At 49.2% G+C, this 705-nt stretch carries 1 protein-coding gene; it reads right to left on the bottom strand.

The window, feature by feature from the left end; all coding sequences use genetic code 11:
• The coding region (locus tag IB267_RS33025; RefSeq protein WP_192451591.1) for an AMP-binding protein at positions 1–705 on the bottom strand (705 nt) is incomplete at both ends.

The following is a 705-nucleotide window of genomic DNA, read 5'->3' as shown; positions in this document are numbered from 1 at the left end:
TCAGATACCCACGAGCAACACCTGCACCACCGATGTAAAGCTCGCCAACAACACCAAGCGGAACGGGCGCCCCATACGCGTCCAAAATATAAATCTGCGTATTCGATATCGGGCGCCCAATAGGGATATACAAGGGCGGGGAATAATCGCCTCCCGGCACCAAAAAAGATGAGGACCAGATTGTTGTTTCTGTCGGGCCGTAGAGATTCCAGAGGGACTTCACTGCATCGACAAGCTCGAACGATTGCCCCCTGGACAAGGCCTCCCCCCCACATAAGGCGGTTACCTTGTCTAAGGCGTGCTGCTTTTCTTGTATTAATGTTCGCCAAGTTGCTGGAGTGGCTTGCACAACATCAACCCCAAGAGAAGTTATAATATCTAGTATAGCTTCAGGGGTAATGACATCGACCCTACTGGCGATAGCCAGTTGCGCGCCGTTGATTATCGGGCAATATATCTCCAAAATCGCAATATCAAACGCTGTAGTAGTGATCGATAAGAATCGATTTTTATTATTTATATTAAGGGTTTTTGACAGCGACGTGAGTGTGTTAACAACACATCTGTGTTCGACCATGACTCCTTTAGGCACGCCCGTTGAGCCTGATGTATAAATGACATAGGCAAGATGGTGCGATGTCAGGCCAAGCGTGCAAGCAAGCGGATTGGTTTGAACACGATCCGCCCACAAGGCTGCATCGGCGA

The sequence above is a fragment of the Ensifer sp. ENS09 genome, from assembly GCF_014852425.1.
Classification (GTDB): Bacteria; Pseudomonadota; Alphaproteobacteria; order Rhizobiales; family Rhizobiaceae; genus Ensifer.
This window is presented reverse-complemented; position numbering and strand designations above follow the sequence as displayed.